The sequence below is a fragment of the Amycolatopsis sp. NPDC041971 genome (assembly GCF_055588925.1).
Map to the genome: position 1 here is coordinate 61,599 of NZ_JBVJCE010000019.1, position 26,001 is coordinate 87,599.

Genomic DNA, 26,001 nt, shown 5'->3' on the forward strand with positions numbered 1-26,001 from the left:
TGGCGTGCGTTCCTCTCGCGCCGCACCCTGTCTCCCCCCCCCCCCCCCCCCCCCCCCCCCCCCCCCCCCCCCCCCCCCCCCCCCCCCCCCCCCCCCCCCCCCCGGTACGCGGCTCCGATCTCGATCTAAATCGGTTGCGCGCGCCTCGCGGCGTCCGTGATGATCGTGCGCGATCCGGCAGGGAGCCGGTGGATGCGACAGGGAGGTGCCTCGTGCTGATGACCGTCCGGGGCCTTGGCCGCCCCCATCCACTCGCCCCTCGCGGCTGAGCCACGACGCTCGCCCGGTGGGGCATCCCTGACTAGGAGAACCCACCAGTGCGCAAGCACGATCTCGAAGAAGAAGACCACCACCGTCCGAGCCGTACCCGTCGTCCTCGTTTCGACGACGAACCCGCTCCCGCTCGCGGCGGACGGCTCACCGAAGCCGAACGCGTCCGGCTCGCCCGGTTGCGTGAGGACGCCTACACCGAAACCGCCATCCCCGACGGCGCCGACCGTTGGAGCACTTGGGGAGAGGCGGAGCACGGGCCACTTCCGCGGCCCGACTGGGTGATCACCGAACTGGCGGCGGTGGACACCGAACTCGGCGTCCTCAAAACCGGCAAGGAGGCGGACGTCCACCTCGTCCGGCGCAACCTGCCCGGCACCGAGGGTACGGTGCTCGCGGCCAAGCGGTATCGCAGTGGCGAGCACCGGTTGTTCCATCGCGACGCCGGCTACCTCGAAGGCAGGCGGATGCGGCGGTCGAGGGAGATGCGGGCCATGGAGTCGCGCAGCAGCTTCGGCCGCAACCTCATCGCCGAACAGTGGGCGGTGGCCGAATTCGGCGCGCTGAGCAAGCTCTGGACGGTCGGTGCGCCGGTCCCGTACCCGGTGCAGCGCGACGGCACCGAACTGCTGCTGGAATTCCTCGGCGACGGTGAGACGGCGGCGCCGCGGCTGGCACAGGTCCGGCCGGAGCCCGAACAGTTGCGGGAACTGTGGTTCCAGACCGCGGCGACGCTGGAACTGCTGGCGTCGCAGGGCCTCGCGCACGGCGACCTCTCGGCGTACAACCTGCTGGTCCACCGGGATCGGATCATGGTGATCGACCTGCCGCAGGTGGTCGACGTCGTGGCCAATCCCGGCGGCCTCGAGTTCCTCGCGCGGGACGTGCGCAACATCGCCACGTGGTTCCACTCGCGGGGGTTGCCTGAGCGGCTCACGGCCGTCCCGGAGCTGATCGAGGAACTGCGGGAGATCGCCGGTCTCCGCTGACCGTCCACAGTGTCATGAAAGGGTCGTTCCCGGCACAAGCACGTCGGGAACGGCCCTTTCATGACACGCCGGGAGAAGCCGTCGTGGAGACCCTGCCCACAATCGGTCCCTCCCATTGGGAGGCCGGATAACGGTCCGGTACAGTAGTGCTAGACCGCAACCGGCGGCGTGGATGAGTGGTGTCCGTCGCCTCCAAAGCCAACCGAATGGCTCGCGGTATCCGTATCAATCAATTGGCGCGCGGTGTCTTGCAGACGCGGTGTGCCGGGTTCGTCCCTGTGAACGCCCATCTGTGCACACCATCTTGCCTGCCTGCGCGCGGGCAGCCCCGGGCCTCCTTGTGACGTGCCACGTCCGAGAGGCATTTGTGACAGTCACGTTCAACTCCGGCCACACCTCACCGTCGGCCCGGCAGCACCGCCAGCCGCGCACCCGCCCCGCGGGTGACTCGATGCTGCACAACGACGCCGTCGAGAGTGTCAAGGCCACGACCTGGGCGGAGCTCGGGCTTCCCGAGCCGCTGCTGCGGGCGCTGGCCGAGGGCGGAATCACCACCCCGTTCCCGATCCAGACGGCGACCATCCCCGACGCGCTCGCCGGCCGCGACGTGCTGGGCCGCGCCCAGACCGGTTCCGGCAAGACCCTGGCCTTCGGCCTCGCGATGCTGACCCGGCTCAACGGCGGCCGCGCCCGCCCGAAGCACCCCCGCGCGCTGATCCTGGTCCCGACCCGCGAGCTGGCCATGCAGGTCGCCGACTCGCTGACCCCGCTGGCCAAGTCGCTCGGCCTGTGGTGCCGCACCGCCGTCGGCGGCATGGCCTTCACCCGTCAGGCCGACGCGCTTTCCCGCGGCGTCGACCTGCTGATCGCCACCCCCGGCCGGCTGTCGGACCACGTCCGGCAGGGCACCGCGTCGCTGTCGGACTGCAACTTCATCGCGCTCGACGAAGCCGACCAGATGGCCGACATGGGCTTCATGCCGCAGGTCCGCGAGATCCTCGACCTGACCCCGCGTGACGGCCAGCGCCTGCTGTTCTCCGCCACCCTCGACGGTGACGTCGACCGCCTGGTCCGCGCGTATCTGACCAACCCGGTCACGCACTCGGTCGCCCCGTCGACCGCCAGCGTCACCACCATGGATCACCACGTGCTCCAGGTGTCGCACCAGGACAAGCAGGACGTCATCACCGAGATCGGCGCCCGCGAGGGCCGCACGATCATGTTCGTCCGCACCAAGCACCACGTGGACCGCCTCACCGAGCGCCTGCGCGAGAAGGGCGTCCACGCGGCCGCACTGCACGGCGGCAAGACCCAGGGCCAGCGCAACCGGGTCCTCTCGGACTTCAAGGAGGGCTTCGCTCCGGTCCTCGTCGCCACGGACGTCGCCGCGCGCGGTATCCACGTCGACGACATCTCGCTGGTGCTGCACGTCGACCCGGCCGCCGACCACAAGGACTACCTGCACCGCGCGGGCCGCACCGCGCGCGCCGGGGCGTCCGGCGTCGTGGTCACGCTGGTCACCCACGACCAGCGCCGCATGGTGCGCCGGATGACCGACCGCGCCGGTGTCCGCGCCGAGCAGACCACGGTCCGCCCCGGCGACGCCGAGCTCGCTCGCATCACCGGTGCGCAGCAGCCCAGTGGCGAGCCGGTCATCGAGCGTCGTCGTGAGTCTCCGCGTCGTGGCGGTGGCCGCGGCTACGGTGGCGGCGACCGCGGTGGTTACCAGGGCTCCCGCGAGGGTCACGGTCACCGCGAAGGTGGCCGTCCCGGCGGCTTCCGCGGCCGCCCGCGTCGTAACGAGTCCGGTGGCGGCAGCGGCCGTCCGCAGCGTCCGGGCGGTCGCCCGCGTCGCAGCTTCGACAGCTAAGTCGTATAGCGCGTGTTCCTGACCGGGACTCGCGTGATTGAGGGCGGAACTCTCGAGTTACGTCCCCGATCACGCGAGTCCCGTCTTCATTCACGGGAGTCCCGTCTTCGGGCACCCATCTGACCGGTTTGCGAGCGGTGGATGGGAGACTGCGGGACGTGACTTCTCCCGGCCCCGCTCCCCAGCACCTCCCGCCCGACCAGGTCTTCGACTGGCTCGACGTGGAGGCGGAGAAGCGGGCCGAGGCCGGGCTGGTGCGCAAGCTGCGCATCCGGCAGGCACAGGAACCGGAGCTGGACCTCGCGGGCAACGACTACCTCGGGCTCGCCAGGGACAAGCGTGTCGCCGGTGCGGCCGCGGCCGCCGCGCTGCGCTGGGGCGCCGGTGCGACGGGCTCCCGTCTCGTCTCCGGCACCACCGAGATCCACGTCGAACTCGAGCACGAACTCGCCCGTTTCTGCGGCACGCAGGCGGCGCTGGTCTTCTCGTCCGGCTTCACCGCGAACCTCGGCGCCGTCACGGCCCTGTCCGGCGCGGATTCCGCGATCGTCACGGACAAGTACATCCACGCCTCGCTGATCGAGGGCTGCCGCCTGTCCCGGTCGGACATCGCCGCCGTCGCGCACAGCGACCCGAACGCCTTCAAGCACGCGCTGGCGACCCGACGCAAACCGCGTGCGCTCGTCGTCACCGACTCCGTCTTCTCCGTCGACGGTGACATCGCCCCGCTGGAGCAGCTCGCGGGCGTGTGCCGGGAGCACGGCGCTTCGCTGCTCGTCGACGACGCGCACGGTTTCGGTGTCCTCGGCGAGGGCGGCCGCGGTGCCGTCCACGCGGCGGGGCTCTCCGGCGCGCCGGACGTCGTCACCACCATCACACTGTCGAAATCCCTTGGGGCGCAAGGTGGAGCGGTGCTCGGACCGCGTCGCGTGATCAAGCATCTGGTGGACACGGCACGCAGTTTCATCTTCGACACCGGTCTCGCGCCCGCCAGTGCCGCCGCCGCGCTGGCCGCGCTCAACGCGTTGAAGGCCGAGCCGGAGCTGGCCACGAAGGTGACCGAAGCCGCCGGAAACCTCGCGATGCAACTGAAATCGGCGGGTTTCCGGGTCGGTCTCCCGGACGCCGCGGTGATCTCGGTGCAGGCGCCGTCGCCGGAATCGGCCGTCGCGTGGGCGGCCGCGTGCGCCGATCAGGGGGTGCGGGTCGGCTGCTTCCGCCCGCCGTCCGTGCCCGACGGCATCTCCCGCCTGCGCTTGACCGCGCGGGCCGACCTCACCGAGGCCGATGTGGACCGCGCGGTCGGGGTGATCACGGCCGCGGCGCCTCCCGGCGCCACATCGTGAGATGCGGGATCCCGTCTTCCAGGAACTCGTCGCCCTCGACGACGAAGCCGTACTTGGCGTAGAAGTCCTTCGCGTACGTCTGCGCGTCGAGGACGCACGGCGCGTCCCCGATCCCCGCGAGCGCGGTCTCCATCAGCCGTCCCGCGAGTCCCTTGCCGCGTGAGCGGACCGCCGTGCACACCCGTCCGATGCGGAAGGTCCCGCCGGCGTCCTGCAGCACCCGCAGATACGAGTCGACGGCGACCGAACCGCCGATCCAGAGGTGCCGGGTGCCGGGCAGGAGGTCGCGTCCGTCGATCTCGTGATAGGCGCAGTCCTGCTCGACGACGAAGACGTCCACGCGCAGGCGGAGGATGCCGTGCAGCTGTGCGGCCGTGATCTCGTCACCGGCGACGGACAGCGGGAACGACGTGGTCTCGATGATCGGGGTGTCGGTGGTCACGCCCACTTGTTAGCACATCGGGCGTAAGAAGGCATCGATCAGCCGATCAGCCCGCGGTTGTTCTGCTGCGAGATCTCGTTCGCGAAGTGCGAGACGCGGGTGTAGACACCCGGTTTGCCCGCCTTAGCGCAGCCATCGCCGAACGACACGATCCCGATCAGGGTGTCACCCACCACCAGCGGTCCGCCCGAATCGCCCTGGCAGGCGTCGATCCCACCTTCGGGGTAACCGGCGCACACCATGTCGCTCGGGTCGTAGCCCGAGTACGCGGTACGGCAGGTCTTGTCGCTGACCACCGGGACGACCGCGCTGCGCAGGTAGTCCGACCGCGCGCCGCCGTCGGCGATACGGCCCCAGCCGAGCACAGTCGCCTTCGTGCCTTCGCTGTACAGGTCGGCGTTGCCGCTGTCCGCGACCTTCGCGGGCTGGTACGGCAGTTGACCGCTGACCGTCATCACCGCGATGTCGTCGCCCTTGCCGGGGTCTCCCTGGTAGCCGGGACTGACCCACATCTTCGAGACACGCAGCTCCAAGCCGTCCTTTGTGCGTTTGTCCTCGCGTCCGGCGACCACCCGGACGTCGGCACGGTTGACCGCGACCGCGCAATGCGCCGCCGTCGCGACCGTCGTGGAGCTGACGATCACGGCGCCGCAGTACTGGTTGCCGCCGCGATCGGCCAAGTAGACCGCGTACGGGTGCTGCGAGATCGACGCCTTGCCGCCGCCGACGATCCTCGGCTGCGCGGCGTTGTCCGGTCCGTGCACCGCGCTGTCGTCCGCCGACGCGCTGGTGACCGCGACCGGGACCATCACGGCCGTCGCGAGGACCGCTCCGACCGCGAGCAGCAGGGCGCGACGTGACTTCTTGGGCATGTTCTTTCCCTTCACCGGGGCGTACGTACGGTCAAACCCTGGGAAGTCATTCGACTCCAGCGCGTACACGAGCGGTCGCGCATACCTTAATCGCAAAAAGCCCGATGTGGTGTCACTGAAACGAGTGGACCTGTGCTCACCGAACGCATCTGTCACGCTGAACCTCGTGCGGGTGACGGCGACGATTCTGGCGGCTACGACCCTTTTGCTTTTCTCGTGTTCAAGCCCGACCGTCACCAGCGGTCCGCCGCAAACCCCTTCGGCGGCAACGACTCCGAGCACTCCGAGCACACCGAGCACACCGGCCGCGCCGCCCGCGTCAACCACGCCGGCCTGGCGGGTCGGCGCGACACCGCTTCCCTTGCGCGGTGACGGTTTCGGACAGATCCTCCCGACTCCTCCCGTACTGGCCGGCCGTTCCCTGCCGACCACCGACCTGCTTCCCCCGCCCACCGGAAACCGGTTCGCGAGCACGGTCACTCCCGTTCCGGCCGACGTGCTCGCGCGCAGCACCTGGCGGGCGGGCTGCCCGGTCGACGCCGGTGCGCTGCGCTACCTCACGTTGTCCTTCTGGGGTTTCGACGGTCGCGCGCACACCGGGGAAATGCTCGTGAACGCTTCCGTGGCGAACGCCGTCGTCACCGTATTCGAGCAGTTGTTCGCCGCGAAGTTCCCGATCGAAGAAATGCGCGTGACCGCTCCCGCCGAACTCACCGCTCCCCCGACGGGTGACGGGAACAACACCCACCGCCTTCGTCTGCCGTCCGGCCCGCGGCCAGACGAACTGGTCCGCGCACGCCTACGGGCTCGCGATCGACGTCGACCCCTTCTGCAACCCGTACACCAAGGGCGACCTCGTCCTGCCCGAGCTCGCGTCGGCCTACCTCGACCGAGGGAACCCCCGGCCCGGGATGATCGTCCCCGGCGACCGGACCGTGGCCGCGTTCGCCGCGATCGGCTGGACCTGGGGCGGCACCTGGACGACGCCGAAGGACCGGATGCACTTCAGCGCCGACGGGCGCTGAAGCGGGAACAACCGGCCGTCGTGGCAAGTTGGCTAGAGTCGGAACCACCCGCTCCCGCCGCAAAGGAAAACAGCGTGCCCCACTACGACCTGGTGATCGTCGGTACCGGATCGGGTAACTCGATCCTCGACCCGCGCTTCGCGGACTGGAACACGGCGATCGTGGAGAAGGGCACGTTCGGCGGCACCTGCCTGAACGTGGGCTGCATCCCGACCAAGATGTTCGTGCACGCCGCCAATGTCGCGGCCACCCCCGCTTCGTCGTCGAAGTTCGGCGTCGACGAAGCGCTGACCGGGGTCCGCTGGCGCGACGTGCGCGACCGGATCTTCGGGCGGATCGACCCGATCGCCGCCGGTGGGCGCGAGTACCGCGTCGAGCACGAGGACAACAAGAACGTCGCCGTGTACGAGGGCGAAGGCCGCTTCACCGGGCACAAGGAACTGCGGGTCAGCTACGCCGACGGCCGCCCCGCCGAGACGATCACCGCCGACAAGTTCGTGCTCGCCGCGGGCGGGCGCCCGGTGATCCCGGACATCCCCGGCCTCGCCGAAACCGGCTACCACACCTCCGACACGGTGATGCGGCTCGACGAACTGCCGTCGAGCATCGTGATCCTCGGCGGCGGCTACATCGCGGCCGAGTTCGCGCACGTCTTCGCCTCGTTCGGCGTGGACGTGACCATGGTCAACCGGTCCGGCGCGCTGCTTCGGTCCGAGGACGACGACGTCAGCGCCCGGTTCACCGAACTGGCCGCGCAGCGGTTCGACGTCCGGCTCGACCGGAAGACCGTCCGCGCGCGCAAGACCGCGTCAGGCGTCGCTTTGGACCTCGAAGGCCCGGAAGGCGCCGAGACCGTCGAGGCCGACGTGCTGCTGGTCGCCACCGGCCGCAAGCCGAATTCCGACCTCCTCGACGTCGCCGCCACCGGGGTGACCACCGGCGAGCGTGGGCACGTCGTGGTCGACGAGTACCAGCAGACCGTGGTCGACGGGATCTACGCGCTCGGTGACATCTCGTCGGTGCTCGAGCTGAAGCACGTCGCGAACCACGAGCAGCGCGTCGTACAGCACAACCTGCTGCACCCGGACGAGCGGATCGAGGCCGACCACCGGTTCGTCCCGCACGCGGTGTTCACCTCGCCGCAGGTCGCTTCGGTCGGGCTGACCGAACGCGAGGCCCGCGAGCGCGGCGTCTCGTACGTGACGTCGCACCAGGACTACGCGGGCATCGCCTACGGCTGGGCGATGGAGGACACCACCGGCTTCGCGAAGCTGCTCGCCGACCCGGCCACCGGGCAATTGCTGGGCGCGCACATCATCGGCCCGCAGTCGTCGTCGGTGATCCAGCCGCTGATCCAGGCGATGAGCTTCGGCCTGGACGCGAAGAGCATGGCGCGCGGGCAGTACTGGATCCACCCGGCGATGCCGGAACTGGTCGAGAACGCGCTGCTGAACCTGCCGCTGGACTGACGTCTTCGGTCACCACGCGCGCTATGAACGGTCCGTTCCTTGCGAAATTCGCAAGGAACGGACCGTTCCTTGCAATCGGCGGGCGCTCAGACGACGCAGTCGCAGTTGCGGGCCCCGTACCGCGCCGCGAGCGCGCTCACCGCGTTCATCTCGATGTCCGAGGCGTCCATCAAGGCGGGCGAGCGGGCTCCGTCCCGCTGGAACCGCTCCCCCGCCTCGACGTATCGGCGGATCGCCGCCAGGAAGTCCTCCCGCGCGGATGCCGCCCCTCCAGGCACCGCGCGGACCCCCGTCGCCCCCTTGAGGACGTCCCTGGCGTCGTCCACCTTCGTCGCGACGTAGTGCTGCCACTTGCGCAGCTCCGTCGCGACGTCCCCCTCCGGGTCCGGCCAGTAGCGCTGGATCGCCGCCCTGCTGTCCTTCCCCACCTGCACGCACACCCGGTCCACGGCGCGGTAGAACTCGTGCGGCGAGACCACCGCCTCGGGCCGTTGTGGCGCCAAGGCGACGCACACCGCGGCGAAACACGCCAGTGCTGCCCCGTACGCCGTTCCCTCCACCACGCCGACCCCCCGGAACCGAGTTTTGAACAGGTTCAACTCGGTCAGGCTATGGCTCCGCCACCGGCGGAGTCAAGAAGTTTTTTGAACGCGTTCAGACGAAGCGGCGGCGACCGGCGAAGGCGCCGAAGGTCATCTGCGCGACGAAGACGACGAGCATCATGATCCAGGGCACCGTCCAGCCGTGGGTGAGATCGTGGAGCAGCCCGAAGAGGAACGGTCCGATGGCCGCCATCAGGTAGCCGATGCCTTGCGCCATCCCCGACAACCGCGCGGTGTCCCCACCGGAGCGGGCCCGCAGCGCGATCACCGTCAGCGCGAGCGAGAAGACGCTCATCCCGAGCCCGATGAGAAGGCACCACAGCAAGGGAGAGGCGGCGGGCGCGACCATCATGCCGATCATGCCGACGAAGCCGGGAACGCCCAGCCCGACGATCCACGGGCTCTGGCTCTTGTGCCGCGCGGCCATCGGCGCCACCACGAGACTGATCGGGACGGCGATGAGCGAGATCAACCCGAGCAGCAACCCGGAATCACCCTTGCTCACCCCCGCGTCGATCAACACCTCCGGCAGCCAGCCCATCACGACGTAGGCCAAAAAGGCCTGAGTGCCGAAGAAAAGCGTGACCATCCACGCAAGGGGGCTCCGCAGCAGCGATCGCCCGCTACCCTGCTTGCCTGCCTCCGGAACGGGCACCCGCCCCGCGCCGCGGGCCGCGAGAATCCAGACGAGGAGTGCGAGCACCGCCAGCACCGACCAGGCGCCGAGACCTTGGCGCCAGCCGCCGAACGCGTTCTCCAAGGGAGGGGTGAGCGCGGATCCCAGGGCGCCTCCGCCCTGCAAAGCGGCGGTGTACACGCCGGTCATCATGCCAACACGCGCCGGGAAGGAGTCCTTGATGACGACCGGGATCAGCACGTTCGCCAAGGCGATCCCCGCCGTGGCGACCAGGGTCCCCCCGAGCACGACGTACGGTCCGTCGAGCACGCGCAGCACCAGGCCGACGCCCAGCACCGACAGCGCGGACGCGATGGCCGCGCCGATACCGAACCGGCGGGCCAGCGCGGGCGCGGCGAATCCGGCGGCGGCGAAACAGAGGCCGGGAAGCGTGGTGAGCACGCCGGCCCAGGTCGCCGTGGCACCGAGGTCGTCACGCATCTCGCCGAGGATGGGGCCGACACTGGTGATCGCCGGGCGCAGGTTGAAGGCAACCAGGATCACCGCGACGGCGAGCAGGACGCCGCCGGTGATCACCCCCGGTCGCCACTCCGTTTCGATCGAGCCTTCGAGTTCAAGACTTTCATCGAACGGGGAAACGGATCCTCGGGAGTCGGCACGCACGTCGGCTAGTATCACATACATAGGATGATTGGATGAAGGGACAACGCTGTGCCATTGGCCACCACGCGCCGTGCCGGCCTGGTAGATCAGGTCATCGAGCAGCTGCGTGACGCCGTCACGCAGGGAGAATGGCCCATCGGGCAGCGGATTCCGACCGAACCGGAGCTGGCAGGACAGCTCGGCGTCGGGCGCAACACCGTCCGTGAGGCCGTTCGCGCGCTCGCACACACGGGACTGCTCGAGGTCCGCCAGGGCGACGGGACCTACGTGCGGGCGACGAGCGAGGTCTCCGGCGCCATCCGGCGGTTGTGCGGTTCGGAACTGCGCGAGGTGCTGCAAGTGCGGCGCATCCTCGAGGTCGAGGGCGCCCGGCTGGCGGCCGTGTCGCGGACCGAAGAGGAAGTGGCCGAACTCCGCTCGCTGCTCGAACGCCGCAATGCCGAACTGCGGGAGCGCCACTGGGAGGATTTCGCCCGCCTCGACGCGGAATTCCACTTCGCTGTCGTCCAAAGTGGACACAACACCCTGCTGACCGAGATGTACCGGGGGCTCACCGAGGTGATCACGGCCAGCGTGGCCGCGACCTCTAACGTGACGCCGGGAGGCGAGTACCTGCCGGAGATAGGGCACGAGGGGCTCGCCGAGGCCATCGCCGACCGCGACGCGGACCGGGCCGCCAGCGAGGCGTGCGGTTTCCTGGACGAACTCCTGGCCAGGGTGGAGCAGGACGAGTAAGAGCGCAACGAGCCCTCCGGCCGACCACACGGTCTCGCCCGGCGGAGACTTCACCCGTCGGGCGCCCTCTTTTGGGCCGGAGGCCTACGGAAACACGATGAAGGGGCGCCTTCGCACACAACGTGAGTTGCGTACGATACGGCGCCCCTTCGGCGTGTTTCCGTAGGCGCGATCAGGGAATAGTCAAGATTTCGGCGCCGTCTTCGGTCACCAAGAGGGTGTGCTCGAACTGGGCCGTCCACTTCTTGTCCTTGGTGGTGACGGTCCAGTCGTCGGCCCAGATGTCGTAGTCGATGGTGCCGAGGGTGATCATCGGCTCGATCGTGAAGGTCATGCCCTGCTCGATGACCGTGTCGACCGACGGTTCCTCGTAGTGCAGGACGGTCGGCGCGGTGTGGAACGCCGGACCGACGCCGTGGCCGGTGAAGTCACGGACGACGCCGTAGCCGAACCGCTTCGCGTACGCCTCGATGACGCGGCCGATCACGTTGAGCTGCCTGCCGGGGCGGACGGCCTTGATGGCGCGCATCGTCGCCTCACGCGTGCGCTCGACCAGCAGCCGCGCCTCCTCCGAGACGTCACCCGCCAGGAACGTCGCGTTCGTGTCGCCGTGGACGCCGCCGATGAACGCGGTGACGTCGATGTTGCAGATGTCGCCGTCCTCGATCACCGTCGAGTCCGGGATGCCGTGGCAGATCACCTCGTTGAGCGAGGTACAGCACGACTTCGGGAAAGCGCGGTAGCCCAGCGTCGACGGGTACGCGTGGTTGTCCAGCAGGAACTCGTGGATCACCTTGTCGATGTCGTCGGTGGTCGCGCCGGGTTTGACGGCCTTGCCGCCCTCCTCGAGCGCCTGCGCCGCGATCCGGCCCGCGACACGCATCGCCTCGATCACCTCGGGCGTGCGCACCCCGTTGCCCGTGTCGCGTTTCGGCGCCGGCCGGTCGACGTACTCGGGACGGGCGATGCCGGCGGGGACGACTCGCCTCGGCGTCTGGACGCCGGGCTTCAAGGGGGATCGAACGGACATGCTCCCAGCCTACGACCTGACGGCTAGCCGAGTCCCGCCAGGAAGCGCTGGGCGGTCTCGACCGCGGGTTTGGACGTTCCCGCGTCGGTGGTCAGGACCGCGAAGGCCAGATCCCCGGTGTAGCCGACGAACCAGCCGTGCGCACGCGTCCCGTCGCCGAACTGGGCCGTCCCGGTCTTGCCCCGCACGTCCGGCGAAGGCTTGAGCAGTGTCGCCGTGCCGTCGGTGACGACCTCGCGCATCATCCCGCGGAGCCCGTCGAGCACCTCCGGCCGGATCGGTTTGCCGAGTCCGGACGACGTCGCGGCCATCCCCCGCACCAGCGTCGGCACCGGCACCTTCCCGGCTTGGACCGTCGCGGTGGCGACGGCCAGCCCGAACGGGCTCGCCACGACGGTCCCCTGACCGAAACCGTTCTCCGCCCGCTGCGCGACGGTGTTCGCCGGCGGCACCGAGCCGGTGATCGTGGTCAGGCCGGGGATCACGAAGTCGGCGCCGACGCCGAGGTCGCGCGCGGCGTCGGTCAGCGCCGCGGGCGGCAGATCGGTCGCGAGTTTCGCGAACGTCGTGTTGCAGGACTTGGCGAACGCCGTGGACAGCGGGACGACACCGAGGGCGAACTTGCCCTCGTTCGGCACCGTCCGGTTCTCGAAGGTGGCCGTGCCGGGGCAGTCGACGGGGCTGTCCGTCCGCGCCGAACCCGCCGACAGCGCCGCGACGGCGGTGGCCATCTTGAACGTGGAGCCCGGCGGGAACCGGCCGGTGAGCGCGATCGCGCCCTGTGTGTCGGCCGGGGCGTTCTGCGCCACCGCCAGCAGTTCGCCCGTCGACGGCTGGATCGCGACCAGCGCGGAAGCCGTCGGAACCGGGGCGAGCGCCCGTTCCGCCGAACCCTGCGCCTTCACGCTGAGCGTGCTGACGACCGCGGGCGCCGGCTTGGGGTTTTCGGAGTGCAGATCGACGATCTCGCCGCCGCCCGTGTCGAGTGTGACGACGCGCCAGCCCGCCAAGCCCTCCACCTGGTCCTCGACGAGCGACCGGACCGCGGGCAGGACCTGCTTGCCGAAGTTCTTGTCGTCGGGCAGCAGCCTTTCCTGCTGGCTGAACCGGACGCCGGGCAGGTCGTAGATCTCGGGTTTCACCTCTTGGTAGCCGGCAGCCCGCAGGCTCACCACCGGATAGCCGGACCCGGGCTTGAGCGTCTTCACCCCGTCACGGATCGACTGACCGGTCACCGACGCTTCGAACCGGTTGAGCGCCGCGCCGAGTTTGTCGGTGACCGCCACCAGGTCTCCCGCCTTCGCCGGGTCGAGCACCACACTGACGACGGTCTGCGGACGCAGCAACGGCAGCCCGTCGCGGTCCAGCACCGGCGCGAGATCCGGCGGGTCGGCCTTCAGCGCGATGCTCTGCTGCGCGGCCAGTTGCGGATGGAGCGCGGTGGGCAGCCAGCGCACCTTCCAGCCGTCCTGGGTGGACTGGACCTGCGCGTCGGCCTTGTACGTCCAGGCCCGGCCGCGTGGGAGATTCCAGGTGAGCTGGTAGGTCGCCGTCCCGTTGTCCGCCCCGGACGAATGCCGGACCTGCTTGTCCACGATCTCGATCGACTCGGGGGCAAGCGTTTTCCGCGCCATCTCCAGTACCGCGCGGGCGGCATCCGGCGAATCGGTGAACGAAGCCGCGGCGGCGACGTCACCGGAAGAGAGTCCGCCGAGAAAACCCGTGACGGCGTCTTCGGGTCCGGAATCGGCGAAGAGTCCGCACCCGGCGGCCGAGAGGCCCACCACCCCCGCGAGCACGACGACGGCGAAACGACGACCTGCTGGCATGCCAGGAGATCCTGCCAGTCCCGGCCCGTTCCGGCCGGACGCGACACGGCCTAGAAAAGAACCGTCGCGTACTGCCCCACCTGCTGGAAGCCGATCTTGCGGTAGGCGGCGAGCGCCGGGCTGTTGTAGCCGTTGACGTAGAGGCTCGCGGTGCGGCCCATCCCGCGGACGAGCCTGTTCACCACGGACGCCGTTCCCGCCGTGCCGAGGCCGCCGCTCCGGCGCTCCGGATGCACCCAGACCCCCTGGATCTGGCCGACCGTGGAGGACATCGCGCCGATCTCGGCCTTGAAGACGACCTCGCCGTCCTCGAACCGCGCGAACGCCCGGCCGCCGGCGATCAGTTCCGCGACGCGAGCGCGATAACCGGCGCCACCGTCTCCATTGCGGGGGTCGACGCCGACCTCTTCGACGAACATGGCGATGGCGGCCGGAAGATACCTGTCGAGCTCCTCCGGGCGCACCGCGCGGACCAGCGGATCGGCGGCGACGGACGGGACCCCGTCGAGCGCCATCAGCGGCTGGTCGTGCCGGACTTCGCGGGCGGGGCCCCATTCCGGCTCGAGTTCGTTCCACAGCCCCAGCACCTGCTCGGCCGGGCCGACCAGTGACGAACAGCTTCGCTGGCGGCGCAGGGCGCGATCGGCGAAGGAACGCAAAGCGGAGGCGTTGCCGCGCAACGGGATCAGATTCGGCCCGGAGAAGCACAGCCCCTGGAGCCTGCCCGCGCGGACCGGACGGGAATCGGCGGCCCAAAGCTCACCACCGAGCCGCCAGGGGTCGAGACCCGCGGTCTCCACCCTGGCACTGACCATGCAGCTGCCGACCGGGTCTGTGGCGAGCGCGGCACGGACCGCGGGGTAGTCCCGATCATCGAGCAGCCGTGCACCTGCAAGCCGCAACACCACTCCAGGGTGCCAGATCAGCGGCATAAACGGAACGCAAGCTTTACGACACGCTGAGAGAACCCGAGCAGGTGGAGGCCAGGTCGGGGCCATCAAACGCTAGGAACGGTCCGTTCCTTGCGAAATTTGCAAGGAACGGACCGTTCCTAGCGTGGTCTCGACCAATCAGCCGACGGTGACGGTCGGCTCGCCTTCACCGATCGCCTGGCCCGACTCCTCGGCGATCCGCATGGCCTCTTCGATCAGCGTCTCGACGATCGCGTGCTCGGGCACGGTCTTGATGACCTCGCCCTTGACGAAGATCTGGCCCTTGCCGTTGCCCGAAGCGACACCGAGGTCGGCCTCGCGCGCCTCGCCGGGCCCGTTGACGACGCAGCCCATGACCGCGACGCGCAGCGGGATCTCCATGCCCTCCAGCCCGGCGGTGACCTGCTCGGCGAGGGTGTAGACGTCCACCTGCGCGCGGCCGCACGAGGGACAGGACACGATCTCGAGCTTGCGCTCCTTGAGGTTCAGCGACTGCAGGATCTGGATCCCGACCTTGACCTCTTCCACCGGCGGCGCCGACAGCGACACGCGGATGGTGTCGCCGATCCCCTGCCGCAGCAGCGCGCCGAAGGCGACGGCCGACTTGATGGTGCCCTGGAACGCCGGGCCCGCCTCGGTGACACCGAGGTGCAGGGGGTAGTCGCACTGCTCGGCGAGGATCTCGTAGGCGCGCACCATGACCACCGGGTCGTTGTGCTTCACGGAGATCTTGACGTCGTAGAAGTCGTGCTCGGCGAACAGCGACGCCTCCCACAGCGCCGACTCGGCCAGCGCCTCCGGGGTCGCCTTGCCGTACTTGTCCATGATCCGCTTGTCCAGCGAACCCGCGTTGACGCCGATCCGGATCGGGGTGCCGTGGTCCTTCGCGGCCCGCGCGATCTCCTTGACCTGGTCGTCGAACTTGCGGATGTTGCCCGGGTTCACCCGGACCGCCGCGCAGCCCGCCTCGATCGCGGCGAAGACGTACTTCGGCTGGAAATGGATGTCGGCGATCACCGGGATCTGCGACTTCCGCGCGATCGCGGGCAACGCCTCGGCGTCATCCGCCGACGGGCACGCGACGCGCACGATGTCACAGCCCGCAGCGGTCAGCTCGGCGATCTGCTGCAGGGTCGCGTTGACGTCCGAAGTAAGGGTGGTGGTCATCGACTGCACCGAAATCGGGTGCTCACTACCGACGCCGACCGGCCCGACCTGCAGCTGTCGGGTCTTGCGACGCTCGGAGAGGACGGGAGGAGGAAGCGCTGGCATACCTAGAGCGACAGTCACGTCTTCAAGCGTACCTACCCCGATCGGCGGACATCCACGACGTCAGCCGTCACGGTGAGCAGCATTACCTGGGCAGCCCAACGGTGCTGACAGCGCGCTCCGTAACCGTCCTCCCGCGTCACTGGAACAGCTTGACCGGGTTCACGATGTCGGCGGTGACGGTGAGCAGAGTCACCGCGCCGCCGATGAAAACGAGCACCATGGTGACCGCGGACAGCTTCGTGTAGTCGACCGGACCACCCGCCGTCTTGCCGCGCAGTTTGCGGATCCAGTCCCGCACCCGCTCGTACCAGACGACCGCGATGTGCCCACCGTCGAGCGGGAGCAGCGGCAGCAGGTTGAACACGCCGATGAAGAAGTTCAGGCTCGCCAGCAGGAGCACGAAGATCTCCCACAGACCGCGCTCGGCGGCCTCGCCACCGATGCGGCTGGCGCCGACCACACTGACCGGGGTGTTCGGGTCACGCTCGCCGCCGAAGATGGACTCCACCACCGCGGGGATCCGCGACGGGAACTCGACCAGCCGTTTGGCGGTCTCGGAGAACATCGTGCCGGTGAAGCTGACCGTCGCCCCGACCGCGTCGACCGGGCCGTAGGTCGCCACCAGCGTCCTCGGTACCGGTGAGGCGCCGATCATGCCGACTTCCTTGACCGTGGTCTTGTCGCCCTCGGCGACGACACGCTGCACCCGCGGCACGTCGACGGTCAGGTTCAGCCGCTGCCCGCCGCGCTCGACCACGAACGGCGTCGGACCACCGGCGACCTGGACGGCCGCGAGCACGTCGGTCCAGGCGGGCGTCGGCTTGCCGGCGACCGACACGATCTTGTCACCGGCCTGGATACCGGCGGTCTTCGCCGGAGTCGGCGCGTCCGCCGGGCAGGTCGTGTCTTGAAGCTGCTCCACGGTGGTGGCCGCCCGGGCACAGGAAGTGCTGTTGATCACCGGCTGGGTGGGAGCGGCCTGCGCCTCCGGGTCCGGCAGGCCCATGGTGACGGCCATCAAGTACAGAATGATGAAACCGAGGATGAAGTGCATCGCCGAACCCGCCGACATGACGACGGTGCGCTTCCAGGTCTTGAAGCGCCACATCGCGCGCTTCGACTCTTCCGGCGTGACCTCGTCGAGCGCGGTCATACCCGCGATGTCGCAGAACCCGCCGAGCGGGATCCACTTCACGCCGTACTCGGTCTCGCCGCGGCGGAAGGAGAAGATCGTCGGCCCGAAGCCGATGAAGTAGCGCCGGACCTTCATGCCGAAGGCCTTGGCCGCCCACATGTGACCGGCCTCGTGCAACGCGACCGACAGGCAGATACCCAGCGCGAACAGCACGATCCCGAGAATGAACCAGAGCACGCGCTACTTCCCCTTACCGATCAGCGCACCGGCACGCGCGCGAGCCCAGCGCTCGGCGGCAAGTACGTCATCGACGTCGCGAGGTTCGCGACGCCATTCGTCGGCGGCTTCCACCACCTGGGCAATAGTGTCCACAATCGAGGTGAAGCCGGTGTTCTGTGCCAGGAAAGCGGCCACCAGCTCCTCGTTCGCCGCGTTGTAGACCGCCGGGATACAGCCGCCGACGTTTCCGGCGTGCCTCGCGAGCTCGACGGCGGGGAACGCGTCGTTGTCCAGCGGCTCGAAAGTCCAGCTCGCGGGCTTGTCCCAGACGCACGCCGCCGCGGCGCCGGGCACACGGTCCGGCCAGTGCAGGGCCAGCGCGATCGGCAGCCGCATGTCGGGCGGGCTGGCCTGGGCGATCGTCGAGCCGTCCACGAAGGTCACCATCGAGTGAATGATCGACTGCGGGTGGACGACCACGTCGATCCGGTCGGTCTCGATGTCGAACAGGAGCTTCGCCTCGATCAGCTCCAGCCCCTTGTTGACCAAAGTGGACGAGTTGATCGTGATGAGCGGACCCATCGACCAGGTCGGATGCGCCATCGCCTGCTCGACCGTGACATCCGCCAGCTCCTCGCGTCTGCGGCCGCGGAACGGGCCGCCCGAGGCGGTGAGGACCAGCCGGGCGACCTCGGACTCGCGGCCGGCGCGAAGGGCCTGCGCGATCGCGGAGTGCTCGGAATCGACCGGAACCAGCTGGCCGGGTTTGGCCGCGGCCAGCACGAGCGGTCCGCCCGCGATCAGCGACTCCTTGTTGGCCAGCGCGAGCGTGGCGCCGCTGGCGAGCGCGCGCAGGGTAGGCGGGAGCCCTTGTGAACCGGGGAGCGCGTTGAGCACGACGTCGACCGGGGTGGCGTCGATCATCTCGACGACCGCGTCGGCTCCCGCGAAGATGCGCGGGAGTTTGAAGTCGCCACGGTTGTAGCCGCGCTTCTGCGCCTCGGCGTACAACGCGAGCTGCAGGTCTTCCACGGCCGTCGGCCTGCTGATGGCGACGACGTCGACCTGGTGCGCCAGGGCCTGCGCGGCCAGCGCGGCGGGGTCGGAGCCGCCCGCGGCGATCCCGGCGACCCGGAACAGCTCCGGATTACGGGCCGCGACGTCGAGGGCCTGGGCGCCGACCGATCCGGTCGAACCGAGCACGAGCACACTTCGCGAGGTAGTCATCGGGTGCCATTGTCGCGCGGGCCCCGTCGGACGCGTGCAGCCAGGTGTGGGATCATTCGCGGGCAAGCGAACCATCGGGTTTTGAGGAGTTGATCGTGGCGAGCAAGGCGGTCGAAAAGCGCGGCCGGGTGGGCGTCGACACCGTTGACCCCCGCGACGAGCCGTCGGCCGAGTGGGGCTGGCACGGTTCCTTCCCGAAGGCGACGCGGATCGCGGGCTGGCTGACCGCGATCATCCTGCTGGTGATGCTGTACGGCAACCACCACGGCTGGACCGAGGACCTGTGGCTGATCGGTCTGTCCCTGACGCTGATCTTCGGACTGGTGCTCGACATGCGCAAGCAGCGCACCGCCTGGCGCAAGTAGCTCCTTCACGGCTCAGCGGCCCCCGTTCTCCTTTGGAGACGGGGGTCGCTTGCCGTCCTGGGACCACAGCTCCTTGACGATCTTGACCGCGTCGCCCGCCTCGACCCCGTAGCGATGCCGATACTTCGCCGCCGGCCGCTGGACCGCCGCGGCGACGTCCCCGATGGCGACGGTGTTCCACGTGTCGTTCGGGTAGAACTGCCGCATCACGGCGAGGAACCTGCCGGTCGCCCAGACCGGGTCGGTCCGCTGGGCGAAGGAACCCCAGCTCGCGCGCTGCTGGAAGAGCCCGACCGAGTCACCGAGGCCGCCGTCGAGGTTGGCGATACTCGACTCGACGATCACCGTGGCGATCGCGATGGCCGCCGCGCGATCGTTGAACCCCGACCTCTGGACGGTCTCGACGATGACTCTGGCGCACGAGGTGTTGTACGGGTTCATGTAGCGGCGCATCTTGGTGGCGAGTTGCTGGTTGAGGCTCTTGGCGGCGTTCGCGTCGGCGGCGGACGCGCCCGCCTGGACGCACGGCAAGGCGACGTGTTCGACCTGATCAGGCCGGATTTCGCTCGGCGGGACCAGCGTGAAGGAGAAGGCGAGGTACGCGGCGGTGAGTGAGCTCAGCATATGCGGTGACCGTTCGGTGGGTGGTCGTGAGTGACGATTCGTGTTCTAACCCGAATCGCCACTCACGACCACCTGGACAGCACGCCTGCGTGAGGCGCTACCCGATGACCACCCTTTTGAGTTAGGTTCCCCCTCATGAAGCTGCGCTGGGGTGTCACCGCTGTCGTTTCCGCTCTCGCCGCCGTGCTCCTGCCCGGCGTCGCCACCGCCGCGCCCGCGTCTTCGGTACCGATCGTGCGCTGCGAGTTCACGCCGACGCCGGAAAACCCCGCCGCCCGCCCGGTGCTGCGCCCGCTCCCCTTCGCCCTGACCCGCGGCACCGTCGACGTCACGTTCCGCTTCAACTACGGCCCCGTGACCGTGCGCCTGAACCGCGCCAGCGCCGCTCCGTGCGCGGTCCACAACCTGGCGAGCCTGGCCCTGCAGCGCTTCTACGACCGCAGCCAGTGCTGGCGCCTGACGAACTCGTCGCGCCTCGGCGTCCTTCAGTGCGGCGACATCTACGAAGCCGAGAAGGGCGGACCGGGCTACAAGTTCCCGGACGAGGTCGACGGCACCGAGACCTACGAACGCGGCACCATCGCCATGGGCAACCAGGGCCCCGGCACCAACGGCAGCGAGTTCTTCATCGTGCACTCGTTCGCGAACATCCCGAAGAACTACTCGGTGATGGGCAAGGTCGTGCGCGGCATGGAGGTGCTGGACCGGATCGTGGCGAACGGCATCATCCCGACCGATCCGAACGGGCCTCAGGATGGACTGCCCGCGAAGCCGGTGAAGATCCAGAAGGCGACCCTCGGTTTCTAAGGGCAAGCACCCGGAGTCGACAGCAGCACTCATCTGCGAATTCTTGCCAAAATCCAGCAGGGTACTGCTCATCGAAACCCGAAAAGCCTTTAATGCCCACCGAAAGAATAATATTGCGATGCATTCAAGGTCTACCCGACCATGGAGATACGCGTTGGGTGCCACTTGAAGGTCCGCGCCGTCCAATCGATCAAGGGCAGTCCAGACAGCATCGTCTTTCGCGTATTCACGCACTCCTCCCCTGATGCGGTCCATCGCCCAATCCGTGGCCGCCTCTCGTGAAACCTCAGCCTTGACCACGGCCAGCATCATTGACCTTGTCTCACCGACCACATCCCCGTGCAGTTACCCTCACCATCGATCATAATGAATTTCCACTATGATCCACTGTCTCATGTCATCTCCCCCGACGTTCGCGCTTCAGCAATTCCCCATAAAACCGGAATCGCCCATCCGGAAGCTCGCGTACCCACCCTTTCCCACTGCTTCACATTACAATTGAACTGTTCGGCCTACGTCCGACGAACGTCGTCCCTACTGGTGGACATGCCACCTCAGAAGGAGTGTCTACCGTCACACCGAAAGGGGCACCCGGGCTCGGTTGCCAGATCGCCATGAATGGCGACAGGCCGCCAACCAGCAACCAGCGGCGACCGTCAAAGGACGCAGTGTGACGGCAACCACTACCGGCACAGGAAAACCACAGCCCCCTCACAGGAACGAGCATTTCACCCTTTAGAGTGGCGCATCCTTACCGGTCAGTCCGCCGGTGCCGTTCCTGGGGGCCCACGATGATGACTCACGAGCAGTACTTGTCCACCAAGAGATTTCCGGCGCTCGACGGGTTGCGCGCGATCGCCGCGCTCCTCGTGGTGGTGTTCCACTACGGAGGACCGTCCTGGGCCATGGCCAACGGGTGGATCGGTGTCCACCTGTTCTTCGTTCTCTCGGGCTTCCTGATCACCACGCTGGCACTGCGCGAAGAAGACCGAAACGGCAGGATTTCGCTCGCCAACTTCTACATCCGTCGCGCGTTCCGCATTCTTCCGGTGTATTTCGCGGTTTTGGGCATCATCGTGGTGTTCACCTATCTGCGTGGCCAGTACACCTCGAGCGGGCTCTCCGGCGCGATGCCGTACTTCCTGACGTTCACCAACGAATTCGCCCATAACGCGCCTTTCGGTCAGTCGTGGACGCTGGGCGTTGAGCAGAAGTTCTACCTCGTCTGGCCGTTCCTCGCCTTCGGCGTCGCGGCGCTGAGCTTCCCGAAGCGGCTCGGCCTGGCGATCGGCCTGATCGCGCTCATGATCGCGCTGATCCCGGTGATGCCGTACGCCGGCGCCTACTCCCCCATCCTCATCGGTTGCGCGCTCGCCATCGGCCTCCACTACCGCAAGGGTTTCGCGGTCCTCCGTTTCTTCACCCACCCGCTGGCGAGCTTCGTCCTGCTGGCGGCGCTCGTGGTCCTCCAGATCCACGTGACGGACATCGAGGCCTTCTTCAAGGACGGCGGCACGATCGGCGGCACGACGTACGCGGTGCTGGTCGCGCTGTTCATCACGTCGCTGATCCCGCGTGGTCCGATCGCTTGGTTCTTCTCCACGCCGCCGATGCGGTTCATCGGCGAGCGGTCGTACTCGGTGTACCTGTTGCAGGGGGTGGCGGCGACCGTGGTCGCCCTTTCGATCCCTCAGCTGGCGGCCCACCGGACCCTGACCGCGATCGTCGTGACCGTCGTCGCGCTCGTCATCTCTGACGTGCTCTACCGTTGGGTCGAGGTGCCGATGATCGACGTGGGGCGCAAGGTGGTCGCCCGGCGCACGCCCGTTCGGCCCGATCCCACAGTGCGGGAAGCCGAACCCGCCCTGGCCAGGAGCTGAGCGATTCGGGCGGATCACCCTTGTGCGGTCCGGTACTCTGGTCGCCGAGGTCGAGAGGCGCTGCAACGGACCGCGGGTCCGCCACGCTCGGCCCCGGACATCACCGCAAGGGCGCCTCCCACGACATGGGAGGAGCGCTGGATGGAAACGACCGCCCTGCGAAAGCTGCTGGATGAGCGCATCGTCGTGCTCGACGGCGCGTGGGGGTCGATGCTCCAGAACGCCGGCCTCAAGCCTGAGGACTACCGCACAGAGCGGTTCCAGGACCATCCTCGTGACATCACCGGCGACCCCGACCTGCTGAACATCACCCGGCCGGACGTCGTCCTCGACATCCACCGCCAGTATCTGGACGCCGGCGCGGACATCACGACGACGAACACGTTCACCGCCACCACCATCGGTCAGGCGGACTACGGGCTCGAGAACCTCGCTTACGAAATGAACCTCCGCGGCGCCCAGATCGCGCGCGAGGCGGCGGACGCGGCGGGCGGGAAGTTCGTCGCCGGGTCGGTCGGGCCGCTGAACGTCACGTTGTCGCTGTCGCCCAAGGTCGAGGACCCGGCGTTCCGCGCGGTGACCTTCGACGAGGTGTACGCCGCGTACGCGGATCAGGTCAAGGCGCTCGCCGAAGGCGGCGTAGACCTGCTGCTGATCGAGACGATCTTCGACACCCTCAACTGCAAGGCCGCGATCGCCGCCGCCCGCGACGTCGCGCCGCATCTGCCGCTGTGGATCTCGGTGACGATCGTCGACCTGAGCGGGCGGACGCTGTCGGGGCAGACGGTCGAGGCGTTCTGGAGTTCCATCGAGCACGCCGATCCGCTGCTGGTCGGCGTCAACTGTTCGCTGGGCGCCGAGGAAATGCGCCCGCACATCGCCGAACTGTCCCGCCTCGCGGGCACCTACACGGCCTGCCACCCGAACGCCGGACTGCCGAACGCGTTCGGCGGGTACGACCAGACGCCCGACGAGACCGGCGGGCTGCTCGGTGACTTCGCCACGGCCGGGATGGTCAACGTCGTCGGCGGCTGCTGCGGCACGACTCCGGCGCACATCAAGAAGATCGCCGACGCCGTCCACGGGATGGCGCCGCGGACCGTTCCGGAGCCGAAGGCGAACACCCGGTTCAGCGGGCTCGAGCCGTTCGAGATCGGCAGGGACACCGGCTTCGTCATGATCGGCGAGCGGACCAACGTCACCGGTTCCGCCAAGTTCCGCAAGCTGATCGAGGCCGACGATCACCAGGCCGCCGTCGACGTCGCGCTGGAGCAGGTGCGTGGCGGGGCGAACCTGCTGGACGTCAACATGGACGCCGACCTGCTCGACAGCGAAAAGGCGATGACCACGTTCCTGAACCTCATCGCCACCGAACCCGAGGTCGCCCGGCTGCCGATCATGATCGACAGCTCGCGCTGGACGGTGCTCGAAGCCGGACTGAAATGTGTGCAGGGCAAGGGAGTCGTCAACTCCATCAGCCTCAAGGAAGGCGAGGAGCAGTTCCTCCAGCAGGCCCGGCGCATCCGCGATTACGGCGCGGGCGTGGTCGTGATGGCCTTCGACGAGCAGGGCCAGGCCGACACCGCCGACCGGAAGGTCGACATCTGCGGGCGCGCCTACGATCTGCTGACCCAGAAGGCCGGTTTCGTCGCCGAGGACATCATCTTCGACCCGAACGTGCTCGCGGTCGCGACCGGTATCGCCGAGCACAACGGGTACGCCAAGGCGTTCATCGACGCGCTGCCGCGGATCAAGGAACGCTGCCCCGGCGTGCACATCAGCGGCGGTATCTCGAACCTGTCGTTCTCCTTCCGCGGCAACAACGTCGTGCGCGAGGCGATGCACTCGGCCTTCCTGCTGCACGCGGTGCGCGCCGGGCTGGACATGGGCATCGTCAACGCGGGGCAGCTCGCGGTCTACGAGGACATCCCCAAGGATCTGCTGGAGCTGGTCGAGGACGTGCTCTTCGACCGTCGCGAAGACGCCACCGACAGGCTGGTCACCTTCGCGGAAACGGTCAACGGCAAGGGAACCCAGCGCACGGTCGACCTTTCCTGGCGCGAGAACACGGTCGAGGCGCGCCTCAGCCACGCACTGGTGCACGGCATCGTCGACTACATCGAAGAGGACACCGAGGAAGCACGCCAGAAGCTGCCGAAGCCGCTCGAGGTCATCGAGGGCCCGCTGATGGACGGCATGAAGATCGTCGGCGACCTGTTCGGGGCCGGGAAGATGTTCCTGCCGCAGGTGGTCAAGAGCGCGCGCGTGATGAAACGGTCCGTGGCCTACCTCGAACCGTTCATGGAGGCCGAGAAGGAGAAGGCGCGCCTCGAAGGCCGGGTCGAAACCCGCCAGGGCAACGGAAAGGTCGTCCTGGCGACGGTCAAGGGCGACGTGCACGACATCGGCAAGAACATCGTCGGCGTCGTCCTCGGCTGCAACAACTACGAGGTGATCGACCTCGGCGTGATGGTCCCGGCTTCGGTCATCCTGGACACGGCCGTCTCCGAGGGCGCCGACGCCATCGGGCTCTCCGGCCTGATCACGCCGTCGCTGGACGAGATGGTCAACGTGGCCGCCGAAATGGAGCGGCGCGGGTTGAAGCTGCCGCTGCTGATCGGCGGCGCGACCACGTCACGCCAGCACACCGCGGTCCGCATCGCGCCCGCGTACGAGCACACGACGGTGCACGTCCTGGACGCCTCGCGCGTCGTGGGCGTCGTCGGTGACCTGCTCGACGCGGACCGCGCCGAAATCCTCGACAAGAAGAACCGTCAGGACCAGGAAGAGCTGCGGGTGCAGCACGCGAACAAGCAGCGGACGCCGCTGCTGACGGTCGAGCAGGCGAGGGCCAACCCGGAGAAGGTCTCCTTCGACGACATCCCGACGCCCACGTTCACCGGTGTCCGGTATGTCTCGCCGTCGCTCACCGAATTGCGTGAGATGATCGACTGGACCTTCCTGTTCCTCGCCTGGGAACTGAAGGGCAAGTATCCGGCGATCCTGAACAACCCGGTGGCGCGGGAGCTGTTCGACGACGCGAGCACCCTGATGGACCAGATCATCGCCGAGGAACGGTTCCAGGCGAAGGGCGCGTACGCGTTCTGGCCGGCGCATTCCGAGGGCGACGACATCATCCTGGAGTCGGGCGTCAAGTTCCCGATGCTGCGCCAGCAGACCAAGAAACCGCTGTCGCGGCCCAACCGCTGCCTGGCGGATTACATCGCCCCGGCGGGCGCGGGCGACCACCTCGGCGGGTTCGCGGTCACCATCCTCGGGGCCGAGGACTTCGCGGCCGAGTTCGAGGCGAAGCAGGACGATTACCGCGCCATCATGGTGAAGGCGCTCGCGGACCGGTTCGCCGAGGCGTTCGCCGAGTACCTCCACCTCCAGGCGCGACGGGACTGGTTCGAGCCGGACGCCGATCCGAAGCTGGAGGACCTGCACGCCGAACGCTTCCGCGGCATCCGCCCGGCGCTGGGTTACCCGGCCAGCCCGGACCACAGCGAGAAGCAGGAGCTGTTCGACCTGCTCGACTCGGACCGGCTCGGAATGGGGCTGACCGAGTCTTTCGCGATGACGCCGGCGGCGAGTGTCAGCGGGCTGATCTTCGCTCACCCCGATTCGCGGTACTTCACCGTCGGACGGCTGGGCAAGGACCAGGTCGAGGATTACGCCGCCCGCCGCGGTCTCGAACTGTCCACTATGGAGCAGTGGCTGCGGCCGAACCTCGCCTACGAACCCGAATGACACAATGATCG

Annotated in this window: 22 protein-coding genes; 11 read left to right on the forward strand and 11 right to left on the reverse strand. The window is 68.5% G+C overall.

Going from position 1 to position 26,001, the window contains the following annotated elements; translation table 11 throughout:
• Positions 1-317: 317 nt before the first annotated feature.
• From ACZ6DT_RS31510 to ACZ6DT_RS31520, 3 genes are all read left to right on the forward strand, one after another.
• Positions 318-1,259 carry a serine protein kinase RIO gene (locus ACZ6DT_RS31510; protein WP_465602161.1) on the forward strand — a complete coding sequence of 314 codons (942 nt, stop codon included), beginning with the start codon at positions 318-320 and terminating at the stop codon, positions 1,257-1,259.
• A 367-nt stretch (positions 1,260-1,626) separates the two neighbouring features.
• Positions 1,627-3,129: a DEAD/DEAH box helicase gene (locus tag ACZ6DT_RS31515; protein ID WP_465602163.1), complete on the forward strand. Its 1,503-nt coding sequence runs from the start codon at positions 1,627-1,629 to the stop codon at positions 3,127-3,129.
• Positions 3,130-3,287: 158 nt separating this feature from the next.
• The gene (locus tag ACZ6DT_RS31520; RefSeq protein WP_465602165.1) at positions 3,288-4,475 is read left to right on the forward strand and encodes an 8-amino-7-oxononanoate synthase; all 1,188 of its coding nucleotides are present in this window, start codon (positions 3,288-3,290) and stop codon (positions 4,473-4,475) included.
• On the opposite strand, the gene ACZ6DT_RS31525 is transcribed toward ACZ6DT_RS31520, so the two are convergent.
• A complete protein-coding gene (locus ACZ6DT_RS31525) occupies positions 4,441-4,923 on the reverse strand; it encodes a GNAT family N-acetyltransferase (protein WP_465602166.1) in 483 nt (160 codons plus the stop codon). The two genes, ACZ6DT_RS31520 and ACZ6DT_RS31525, sit on opposite strands and share 35 nt — an antisense overlap.
• 32 nt (positions 4,924-4,955) lie before the next feature.
• Entirely contained in the window at positions 4,956-5,789 is an 834-nt protein-coding gene (locus ACZ6DT_RS31530; protein WP_465602168.1) for a S1 family peptidase, read from the reverse strand.
• Between the two features lie 132 nt (positions 5,790-5,921).
• Between ACZ6DT_RS31530 and ACZ6DT_RS31535 the strand changes: the two genes are divergently transcribed.
• From ACZ6DT_RS31535 to ACZ6DT_RS31545, 3 genes are all read left to right on the forward strand, one after another.
• Positions 5,922-6,161 carry a hypothetical protein gene (locus ACZ6DT_RS31535; RefSeq protein ID WP_465602170.1) on the forward strand — a complete coding sequence of 80 codons (240 nt, stop codon included), beginning with the start codon at positions 5,922-5,924 and terminating at the stop codon, positions 6,159-6,161.
• Positions 6,162-6,517: 356 nt separating this feature from the next.
• Entirely contained in the window at positions 6,518-6,814 is a 297-nt protein-coding gene (locus tag ACZ6DT_RS31540; RefSeq protein WP_465602171.1) for a M15 family metallopeptidase, read from the forward strand.
• A gap of 74 nt (positions 6,815-6,888) precedes the next feature.
• The gene (locus ACZ6DT_RS31545; RefSeq protein WP_465602173.1) at positions 6,889-8,283 is read left to right on the forward strand and encodes a mycothione reductase; all 1,395 of its coding nucleotides are present in this window, start codon (positions 6,889-6,891) and stop codon (positions 8,281-8,283) included.
• 86 nt (positions 8,284-8,369) lie between these two features.
• Here the strand turns inward: ACZ6DT_RS31545 and ACZ6DT_RS31550 are convergent, their stop codons facing one another.
• Entirely contained in the window at positions 8,370-8,882 is a 513-nt protein-coding gene (locus ACZ6DT_RS31550; RefSeq protein ID WP_465602174.1) for a hypothetical protein, read from the reverse strand.
• A gap of 55 nt (positions 8,883-8,937) precedes the next feature.
• On the reverse strand, positions 8,938-10,185 hold the full coding sequence (locus tag ACZ6DT_RS31555) for a CynX/NimT family MFS transporter (RefSeq protein WP_465602175.1): 1,248 nt from the start codon (positions 10,183-10,185) through the stop codon (positions 8,938-8,940).
• Between the two features lie 48 nt (positions 10,186-10,233).
• Between ACZ6DT_RS31555 and ACZ6DT_RS31560 the strand changes: the two genes are divergently transcribed.
• Positions 10,234-10,920, forward strand: a complete 687-nt coding sequence (locus ACZ6DT_RS31560; protein ID WP_465602177.1) for a FadR/GntR family transcriptional regulator — start codon at positions 10,234-10,236, stop codon at positions 10,918-10,920.
• 172 nt (positions 10,921-11,092) lie between these two features.
• On the opposite strand, the gene map is transcribed toward ACZ6DT_RS31560, so the two are convergent.
• From map to dxr, 6 genes are all read right to left on the reverse strand, one after another.
• On the reverse strand, positions 11,093-11,950 hold the full coding sequence (gene map, locus ACZ6DT_RS31565; protein ID WP_465602178.1) for a type I methionyl aminopeptidase: 858 nt from the start codon (positions 11,948-11,950) through the stop codon (positions 11,093-11,095).
• A gap of 23 nt (positions 11,951-11,973) precedes the next feature.
• The gene (locus tag ACZ6DT_RS31570; protein WP_465602179.1) at positions 11,974-13,779 is read right to left on the reverse strand and encodes a penicillin-binding transpeptidase domain-containing protein; all 1,806 of its coding nucleotides are present in this window, start codon (positions 13,777-13,779) and stop codon (positions 11,974-11,976) included.
• 50 nt (positions 13,780-13,829) lie between these two features.
• Positions 13,830-14,684 carry a GNAT family N-acetyltransferase gene (locus ACZ6DT_RS31575; protein WP_465602181.1) on the reverse strand — a complete coding sequence of 285 codons (855 nt, stop codon included), beginning with the start codon at positions 14,682-14,684 and terminating at the stop codon, positions 13,830-13,832.
• A 165-nt stretch (positions 14,685-14,849) separates the two neighbouring features.
• Positions 14,850-16,001 carry a flavodoxin-dependent (E)-4-hydroxy-3-methylbut-2-enyl-diphosphate synthase gene (gene ispG, locus ACZ6DT_RS31580; RefSeq protein WP_465602182.1) on the reverse strand — a complete coding sequence of 384 codons (1,152 nt, stop codon included), beginning with the start codon at positions 15,999-16,001 and terminating at the stop codon, positions 14,850-14,852.
• 118 nt (positions 16,002-16,119) lie between these two features.
• Complete coding sequence (locus ACZ6DT_RS31585; protein WP_465602184.1) at positions 16,120-17,355, reverse strand: M50 family metallopeptidase; 1,236 nt, start codon at positions 17,353-17,355, stop codon at positions 16,120-16,122.
• Between the two features lie 3 nt (positions 17,356-17,358).
• Positions 17,359-18,564, reverse strand: coding sequence for a 1-deoxy-D-xylulose-5-phosphate reductoisomerase (gene dxr / locus ACZ6DT_RS31590; protein WP_465602185.1), 1,206 nt, complete (start codon positions 18,562-18,564; stop codon positions 17,359-17,361).
• Between the two features lie 95 nt (positions 18,565-18,659).
• On the opposite strand from dxr, the gene ACZ6DT_RS31595 reads away from it, so the two are divergent.
• Positions 18,660-18,929 carry a DUF2631 domain-containing protein gene (locus ACZ6DT_RS31595; protein ID WP_465602187.1) on the forward strand — a complete coding sequence of 90 codons (270 nt, stop codon included), beginning with the start codon at positions 18,660-18,662 and terminating at the stop codon, positions 18,927-18,929.
• 12 nt (positions 18,930-18,941) lie between these two features.
• Here ACZ6DT_RS31595 and ACZ6DT_RS31600 read toward each other — a convergent pair whose 3' ends face one another.
• The gene (locus ACZ6DT_RS31600) at positions 18,942-19,553 is read right to left on the reverse strand and encodes a hypothetical protein (protein WP_465602189.1); all 612 of its coding nucleotides are present in this window, start codon (positions 19,551-19,553) and stop codon (positions 18,942-18,944) included.
• A 135-nt stretch (positions 19,554-19,688) separates the two neighbouring features.
• Between ACZ6DT_RS31600 and ACZ6DT_RS31605 the strand changes: the two genes are divergently transcribed.
• The 3 genes from ACZ6DT_RS31605 to metH all read left to right on the forward strand — a co-directional run bounded on the left by ACZ6DT_RS31605 (position 19,689) and on the right by metH (position 25,990).
• Complete coding sequence (locus ACZ6DT_RS31605) at positions 19,689-20,360, forward strand: peptidylprolyl isomerase (RefSeq protein WP_465602190.1); 672 nt, start codon at positions 19,689-19,691, stop codon at positions 20,358-20,360.
• A gap of 791 nt (positions 20,361-21,151) precedes the next feature.
• Positions 21,152-22,240, forward strand: coding sequence for an acyltransferase family protein (locus ACZ6DT_RS31610; protein WP_465602191.1), 1,089 nt, complete (start codon positions 21,152-21,154; stop codon positions 22,238-22,240).
• A 141-nt stretch (positions 22,241-22,381) separates the two neighbouring features.
• The gene (gene metH / locus ACZ6DT_RS31615; protein WP_465602193.1) at positions 22,382-25,990 is read left to right on the forward strand and encodes a methionine synthase; all 3,609 of its coding nucleotides are present in this window, start codon (positions 22,382-22,384) and stop codon (positions 25,988-25,990) included.
• Positions 25,991-26,001: the final 11 nt, after the last annotated feature.